This window comes from Mycoplana rhizolycopersici (assembly GCF_013378445.1).
Taxonomy (GTDB): Bacteria; Pseudomonadota; Alphaproteobacteria; order Rhizobiales; family Rhizobiaceae; genus Mycoplana; species Mycoplana rhizolycopersici.
Map to the genome: position 1 here is coordinate 242,753 of NZ_JABXYK010000009.1, position 7,376 is coordinate 250,128.

The window sequence follows — 7,376 nt, forward strand, 5'->3', positions numbered from 1 at the left end:
CAGCGGGAAATAGACCATGGAGCAGATACCGGCACCATTGCAGGAAGCCATGCGTTTTCGGAGCGCCGATCGTCTCGCCGAGCAGACCGTTCAGGCCTGTGCCCGCTTCGAGCGCGAGATGGTCTGGGAAAGCCTCCCCGTGTTTGCGATGAACCCGCAGCTCGCCGAGCGAAACCGCATCGTCACCTTTCATCGTTCCGATCCGTCGCACAGCGCGTTCGACATATTGCGCACCAGACTGCTTCAAACGCTGCGCCAGCACGGGTGGACGTCGGTCGCGATCACCTCGCCGACGCGAGGATGCGGGAAGTCGCTGGTCGCGCTGAACCTGGCCTTCAGCATTGCAAACCAGAAGGATTGCAGCACGGTGCTGGTCGATCTCGACCTGAAGCGGCCGGGCCTCGGCCAGTTGCTCGGAACGCGCAACAATGCCTCGATGGAGGATTTCCTGAGCGGCAACTGCGAACTGCGTGACGTCATGCACCGCTGCGGAGACAACCTCGCCTTCGGAATGAACAACCGTCCAGTGAAATATTCGGCGGAACTTCTCCAAAGCATGGACGCAGCAAAGGCGCTCAGGGACATGCGCAAGCGCATGAACCCGGACGTGATCCTGTTCGACATGCCGGCGATGCTGCCTGGCGACGACGTCACCGCGTTCCTGCCGAACGTAGACTGCGCGATCCTCGTGGTCGGCGCGGAAAAGAGTACGCTGGACGAGGTCGATGCCTGCGAGCGCGAACTTTCCGAACGCTCAAACGTGGCCGGTGTCGTGCTGAACCGCTGCCGATACGGGCCTGGCTACTGAACCTTCGGCCCGCGGCGGTCGACGCCGGCTTCAAGTTACCAAGATCAAACGCATCGAGAGGGAAACAGGCATGCGCAAGATACTGGTTGTCTATGGAACGCGGCCCGAGGCGGTGAAGATGGCTCCGCTCATCGACGAGCTCAGCCGTTCGCATCATTGCACCCCGATCGTCGCGGTGACCGGCCAGCACCGGGAAATGCTCGATCAGGTCAACAGGCTTTTCGGCATCGAACCGCATCACGACCTCGATATTCTCACCCATTCGCAGACGCTGGAATCGATCACGGCACGGGTGCTCAACGGCGTCTCCAGCGTCATCCAGGCGGAAATGCCCGACGCGCTGGTCGTGCAGGGCGATACCACCACCTGTTTTGCCGCAGCGCTCGCCGCCTTCTATCGCAAGGTGCCGCTCATTCATCTGGAGGCCGGGCTCAGGACCGGCGACCGCCTCAACCCCTTTCCCGAGGAGGTCAACCGTCGTCTGACGACGCAGCTGGCGGTGCTTCACCTTGCTCCGACCCGGACGTCGAAGGCAAACCTGATGAAAGACGGCGTTGCAGAGCGCGACGTGGTGGTGACCGGCAACACGGTGATCGATGCGCTGCTGCACGTCTCCGCGCGCAACTCCCATCTCGTGAACCCGGACGTCGATCGCATCGCCGGCCGGCGAAGCGTTCTCATCACCGCCCATCGCCGCGAATCCTGGGGCGAGCCTATGGCCCAGTCCGCGCGTGCGATCGCCCGTCTGGCCCGCACCTTCCCGGACGTCGCCTTCCTGCTGCCGGCACATCTGAACCCGGCTGTGCGTGAAGTGCTGCTGCCACCGCTGGAGGGGCTGGACAACGTCGTCATCACCCAGCCGCTCGATTATCCGGACTTTGCCAAGGCGATGGCCGCATGCTCGATCGTGCTGACCGACAGTGGGGGCGTGCAGGAAGAGGCGCCCACGTTCGGCAAGCCGGTCCTGGTCATGCGCGACACGACGGAACGTCCCGAAGCGGTCGAGGCCGGAACGGTGCGGCTCGTAGGAACGGGCGAGGATGACATTTTTGATGCCGTGACACGGCTCCTGACGGACGCCAAGGCCTATCAGGCGATGGCAAGAGCGGTGAACCCGTATGGCGACGGCCGCGCCGCCGCCCGTTCAGTCCGCGCCATCGAACACTTCTTCGCGCTGGGCGAACGGCCAGAGGAGTTCGATTCCGGCCTCGGCCGCCAGCGGCCCACCGCCGCACGCGTGCTCGACCCGTTCGCGGCGTAGCACGGCTCAGGTCGCGCTTCATTGAGTTGCGCGCGATCGAGGTGCCTCGGCATCATGATAGTCATGAGGTGCCAGTCGAACGCCCGGACCGCTGCTGCACACTGGATCGGCCATTCGACATGCAAGGCGTCGGCGGGCCGCGCAGCACTCCAGCGATCCCGTTTCCCCCAACGCAGACTGCCAAACAGCGGGCGGACTCTGGAAACGGCGATCACCGAGCCTTCTCGGATGTGACGGCCTGTAAGCAGGACCGGTACACAGCCGCTGGAAGCTGCCGCTACCTTGCCTTTGCACAGCATATTGCGTGAGAGAAATGGCTGCACTGCAGCGCTGGCACGACGGAATCGAATATCCCCGCCATGCTGGTCCCCGTGGTTCGGCGGTTCGTGTTAAACCTTCGCCGTCCTCAGCGCCAGGCCCCCCGCGTATCGTAGACCACCTTGCCGCCGAGCCGCGTGTGGCGGATCGCCTTGAACGGCTCATGCTCCACCAGAAGGACCACGATATCCGCGCGTTCCACCGCCTGATACGCGCTCTCGAGGCGCAGGTTTCCGAACTCCCTCAACTGCTTCGGCAGGGTGTGAACATAGGGATCGGCGGCCAGGATATCGAACTCGGGCAAGGCCTTTGCGATCAGCGACACCACCTCGATCGCCGGGCTCTCGCGCGCGTCGTCCACATTGGCCTTGAAGGTCAGGCCGAGGCAGGCGATCGTCGGCGAACGGAACCTTTGTGCCTTGGCGACCACCTGCTCGGCGACATCGTGCGGCCTGCGGTCGTTGACCTCTCTCGCGGTGCGGATCAGCCGGGCAAGCCTTGGCGCGGCAGAAACAATGAACCAGGGGTCTACCGGGATGCAATGGCCACCGACGCCCGGCCCCGGACTCAGGATCGAAACACGCGGATGGCGGTTCGCAAGCCGGATGACCTCCCAGACGTCGATGTGAAGCGACTCGCAGATCATCGAAAGTTCATTGGCGAAGGCGATGTTGACGTCGCGATAGGCATTTTCCGAAAGTTTCGCCATTTCCGCGCTGGCCGCATCCGTCAAAAGGATCTCTCCCTGCGCAAACAGGCGATAGATCGAGGCCGCCTTCTCGGCGCACTTCGGCGTGAGCCCGCCCACGACGCGGTCGTTGGTAACGATTTCGATCATGATCCGGCCGGGCAGCACGCGCTCCGGGCAGTGGGCGATATAGACGTCCGCCACCGCCTGGCCGTCGCGCGGCATGCGCAGATCGGGACGCAACGCCCCGATCCAGGTTCCGATCTTCTCCGTGGTTCCGGGCGGCGAGGTCGATTCCAGCACGATGATGTCGCCGGGCTTGAGCTTGGGCGCGATCTGCTCGGCCGCAGTCTTGACGTAGGAAAGGTCGGCGGTGCGGTCCTCGTTGAAGGGGGTCGGGACGGCGATAATGAAGGCATCTGCCTCCGGTGTCTCCGTCGTCGCCTTCAGGCGCCCCATTGCCACCGCGCCGCTGACGGCGACCGCGAGATCCGGCTCGACAAAGGGAACCTCGCCGCGCGATATGGCTGCCACCGTTGCCGGATTGACATCGACCCCGATCACGTCGATACCGCGCGTCGCGATCGCGACCGCGGTCGGCAGGCCGATATAACCCATACCAATGATGGCCAGCCGGCCCCTGAAAACTTCGTTCATCGACCTAAGCTCCACTAACGCGTGTCGGTTGCCGAAGAGCCGGCTTGCGGTACCGGCCCGCTCCGCTCGGCCGCAAACGCCCTTGCCGGATGAAACATCTCGCGGGCGGTGAGTTGTATGAAACTGGTATTGGTCGCCAGATAGCGCCAGAACAGCCGTCTCGGCTCCTGAAGCAGGCGATAGGCCCACTCCATGCCGACCCGCTGCCAGGCGACTGGCGCCCGTTTCGTCAACCCCGCCATGACATCGAAAGAACCACCGACACCATGCAGGACGGGCACATTGAGCGACGAACCATAGGTTCCGAGAAAGATTTCCTTCTTCGGTGACGTCATGCCGATGAACAGCATGTCAGCGCCGGAAGCGCGGATCATGGCGGCCACGCGCTCGGCCTCGTGCTGCTCGAAATAGCCGTGATGGCTGCAGGCGATCGTCAGGCCCGGAAATCGCCTGGCGATGACCTCCTCGAGCTTGCGAAGGACGTCGGGCCTCGCCCCCAGCAGCGCCACCGAACGGCCCTCCTGATGGGCCAGCGTCAACAGTCGGTCGAAGACATCGATGCCCGCTATCCGCTCCGGCAAAGGACGACGAAGGAGCCTGCTGGCCCAGACAATCGATTGGCCGTCGGCCACGAGCAGGTCGCACTCGATCAGGGAATCGCGCAGCAACGCATCCTGCCGCAGCTTGACAACCTTGGCCGCGTTGAGAACGCCAAGCAGCATGCGGCTGCGGGTCTTGAGCGCCTCGTGGCAGCGCTCGATCACGTCGTCCATGCGCACCGCATCGAGATACATGCCGAATAACAGCTGACGGTGACGGTTCATCTCAGATCTCCTCAGGCTCGCTTGCCGGCTCCTTCGCAAGAGAAGTCACGGCGCCCTCCGCGTTCCAGGCGTACAACAGCCAGCCGAGTTCGTACGGCCGGCATTCGTAATCGACTTCGCCTGGGGGAAAGATCGTATCGACCAGGGGAAGATGCAGGCCGGGCGAGGCGGCGGTCGTGACCGCGGCAATCGCGCGTGCGGCCTTGCCCGGCTCACGGCGGGCGACCTTGCGCCAGATGACGCCCTTCTCCGGGCACACCAGCGTCGAAACCGTTTCCGGATGCTCGTCCAGCCAGCGCAGGCCGAGGAGGATCGGCTGCCAGTGCGCCCTGCCGCCGGCTTCCATCAGATCCAAAAGAGCCATGGGCCCCATCGCATGCTGATGGACGCTGTAGACCGGGTATCCCTCGACGACCGAGCCGTCCCGGGTGTCGTAATGCCACCACCACTGGCCCGCAGGACCCTGCAGTGCACAGATGCGCGCGGCGCAGGCATCAGCGGCTTGTAGAGCACCGGTGTCACCGCACGCCACCGACAACCGCGACAGCGCCTGGATCGGATAGACCTGATCAGCGTAACAACCAATGTGCGCCCGCAGACGCCCGCTTGCCGTTGCCGGCAGCATATGCGGAAAAAGCCCTGTGCCTGTCTGGGCTTCCCTCAGACGCTTCGCAGCCGCGTCCAGGAGCTGTACGGTGTCGCCGAGCCGCGCGGCAGATAGCGCCGCAATGACGGTCCACGCACACTCCACGGTCGCCAGCGGCTCGGCCGAGGCGATTTTCGTTGCAAGACGATCGAACAGCGCTTCCGCATGAAAACGCCCAGCCTCGGCCGCCGCCCAGGCCGACAATGCGATTGCGCCTGCATCCTGAGACGACCTCGCTCGTTCCGCACAGGCGCGCGCCAGGTCGGCAGCCGTTCCCCTGCCGAGGATGCAGCGCTGTTCTCCTTCTTCGAGATAGGAAAGGCCGAGCGCCACCATTGCGGCATAGCGCAGGCTGTCGCCTTCCAGGCGCTCGGCCCAGCCGCCATCGCCTTTCACCGCGCGCAAGGTATGGCCGAAGGTCCAGCCGTCATGCATGCGCGGCAGGCCATCGCCGGCAAGGCCAATGAACTGGCCGACACGGGTACGCGCTGCCGAAGACACCTGGGCCAGCGCCTGCAGCCGCCCGGTATCCTCGGAAGGCCCGCGATTGAAGGACAGCCGTACCGCTCCCGCGTCGCCGCGTCCATTTGTGAAGGGATGTGTCGTGCGTTGAGGTTCGATCGACATGAAACCTTCCATTCTATGGCCGCATGGCTCGAGGAGATCTCCCCCGGCCAGCCGGCAACCGCGCGGACGGGATCCCGCCTGCTTCCACAGACAATGCTAGAAAATTCGCGCCGATATTCCACCGCACTCAAAGTCTTAGCGGTGCAGGTATATTTTGCCGGTGGAGGTTAGGGCATTCATCGATCGGATGAGCTAGGGCAGAGGGTGCATGCCTATCCGGCTTAAGCGCGTTCGGCCCAACCGGCCTTCTACCTCTCTCGGCAGTCTTTCTGTGTCGCTCCGATCCTGCAATGCTCCGAACGCGTGCATTGGCAACAGAGGCGCACCAGCGAGGAAAAGCATGAGGGAAGAAACGTCAATCGCAGGCGCCAAGCCCGCCTCCATGTCGACGTCCAACAGCGCCTCCGCCGGAGTAGCCGTCGTCATCGTGACCTACAACAGCGCCGAAGTGCTTGGCGGGCTGCTCGACTCGCTCGAGCAAGGACTTGAGGGCACGCGCCACTATGAGATCGTTGTCGTCGACAATGCCTCCCAGGACCAGTCCGTTGCACTTGCCAGGCAGCACCCGATCCGCGCTCGTGTGATCGAAACCGGGAGAAATGGCGGCTATTCAGCGGGGATAAATGCTGCGGCAGCAACCGTCTGCGACGATGTCGATATCCTTGTCCTCAATCCGGACATACGCCTGCATAGAGGCTCTGTTGCGCGAATGCGGAGCCGTCTGCTGGATCCCACCATCGGTGTCGTCGTTCCGCAAATCCTGAATGAGGATGGCAGTGTGGCGCTTTCGATCCGGCAAGAGCCGTCGATCATCGGCGCGTGGTCCGAAGCGCTGCTCGGAGGGCGGCTATCCGCCAGCTTGGGGCTGGGCGAGGTGATCGACGATCCCCTGCTCTACGGCAATGGCGGAACCGTCGACTGGGCAACCGGGGCTGCTCTGCTGATCTCTGCCGAAGCCCGTCGACAGGTCGGAATGTGGGACGAGACGTTCTTTCTCTACAGCGAGGAAGTCGATTACATGGAGCGCGTCCGCCGCACAGGACTGGCCGTCTACTATGACCCCATGTCTACCGTCATGCACATTGGCGGCGATTATCAGCGAAATCCATATCTCTCGGCACTTTTGACGTCGAACCGCATCCGCTATTTCGGCCGCCATCATGGGTCCGTCTCAACGTTCCTGTTTCGGCTGGGAGTCGCTTTCGGCGAGGCTTTGCGTTCCGGCAGGCGCGCTTCGCACCGCGCATCGTTGCGTGCGGCGTTATCGCCACTTGGCCGCGTCTGAAGCGTGGACAGTGTAATTGCCCCAGCGGTCTGCCCGCTTTCCGCTTTTCGGGCTATTTTCATCTACGTCGGCGCGTCGAACGGTTTTCAGAAACGCCGACGCCCCCGCGGATCTCTCCAACGGGGGTGCCTATGTTTGGTTGCGGGGGCAGGATTTGAACCTGCGGCCTTCAGGTTATGAGCCTGACGAGCTACCGGGCTGCTCCACCCCGCGTTATCCGGTTTTTGTCCTGCTTTAAGGCTACCAAAGCAAAAGGGCCGCT

Annotated in this window: 6 protein-coding genes and 1 tRNA gene; 3 read left to right on the plus strand and 4 right to left on the minus strand. The window is 63.5% G+C overall.

Translation table 11 applies throughout. The features are described from left to right. Positions 1 to 16 precede the first annotated feature (16 nt). Both HV823_RS16400 and wecB read left to right on the plus strand, forming a co-directional pair. Complete coding sequence (locus HV823_RS16400; protein ID WP_176950800.1) at positions 17 to 808, plus strand: CpsD/CapB family tyrosine-protein kinase; 792 nt, start codon at positions 17 to 19, stop codon at positions 806 to 808. Positions 809 to 878: 70 nt separating this feature from the next. Next, positions 879 to 2,069, plus strand: a complete 1,191-nt coding sequence (wecB, locus tag HV823_RS16405) for a non-hydrolyzing UDP-N-acetylglucosamine 2-epimerase (protein WP_176950801.1) — start codon at positions 879 to 881, stop codon at positions 2,067 to 2,069. Between the two features lie 406 nt (positions 2,070 to 2,475). Here the strand turns inward: wecB and wecC are convergent, their stop codons facing one another. Genes wecC through HV823_RS16420 form a run of 3 tightly spaced genes read right to left on the minus strand, consistent with a single transcriptional unit; the run spans position 2,476 to position 5,829 of the window. Next, positions 2,476 to 3,732 carry a UDP-N-acetyl-D-mannosamine dehydrogenase gene (wecC, locus tag HV823_RS16410; protein WP_176950802.1) on the minus strand — a complete coding sequence of 419 codons (1,257 nt, stop codon included), beginning with the start codon at positions 3,730 to 3,732 and terminating at the stop codon, positions 2,476 to 2,478. A gap of 14 nt (positions 3,733 to 3,746) precedes the next feature. After that, positions 3,747 to 4,556, minus strand: coding sequence for a WecB/TagA/CpsF family glycosyltransferase (locus HV823_RS16415; protein WP_176950803.1), 810 nt, complete (start codon positions 4,554 to 4,556; stop codon positions 3,747 to 3,749). Position 4,557: 1 nt separating this feature from the next. Beyond that, positions 4,558 to 5,829: a hypothetical protein gene (locus HV823_RS16420; RefSeq protein ID WP_246301489.1), complete on the minus strand. Its 1,272-nt coding sequence runs from the start codon at positions 5,827 to 5,829 to the stop codon at positions 4,558 to 4,560. Positions 5,830 to 6,169: 340 nt separating this feature from the next. On the opposite strand from HV823_RS16420, the gene HV823_RS16425 reads away from it, so the two are divergent. Continuing rightward, the gene (locus HV823_RS16425; protein WP_176950804.1) at positions 6,170 to 7,114 is read left to right on the plus strand and encodes a glycosyltransferase; all 945 of its coding nucleotides are present in this window, start codon (positions 6,170 to 6,172) and stop codon (positions 7,112 to 7,114) included. 136 nt (positions 7,115 to 7,250) lie between these two features. Here HV823_RS16425 and HV823_RS16430 read toward each other — a convergent pair. Then, a tRNA-Met gene (locus HV823_RS16430) sits at positions 7,251 to 7,327 on the minus strand. Positions 7,328 to 7,376 lie beyond the last annotated feature (49 nt).

Coding starts and splice junctions, on each gene's coding strand:
- HV823_RS16400 (WP_176950800.1), top strand. CDS start 17: ATGGAGCAGATACCGGCACCATTGCAGGAAGCCATGCGTTTTCGGAGC.
- wecB (WP_176950801.1), top strand. CDS start 879: ATGCGCAAGATACTGGTTGTCTATGGAACGCGGCCCGAGGCGGTGAAG.
- wecC (WP_176950802.1), bottom strand. CDS start 3,732: ATGAACGAAGTTTTCAGGGGCCGGCTGGCCATCATTGGTATGGGTTAT.
- HV823_RS16415 (WP_176950803.1), bottom strand. CDS start 4,556: ATGAACCGTCACCGTCAGCTGTTATTCGGCATGTATCTCGATGCGGTG.
- HV823_RS16420 (WP_246301489.1), bottom strand. CDS start 5,829: ATGTCGATCGAACCTCAACGCACGACACATCCCTTCACAAATGGACGC.
- HV823_RS16425 (WP_176950804.1), top strand. CDS start 6,170: ATGAGGGAAGAAACGTCAATCGCAGGCGCCAAGCCCGCCTCCATGTCG.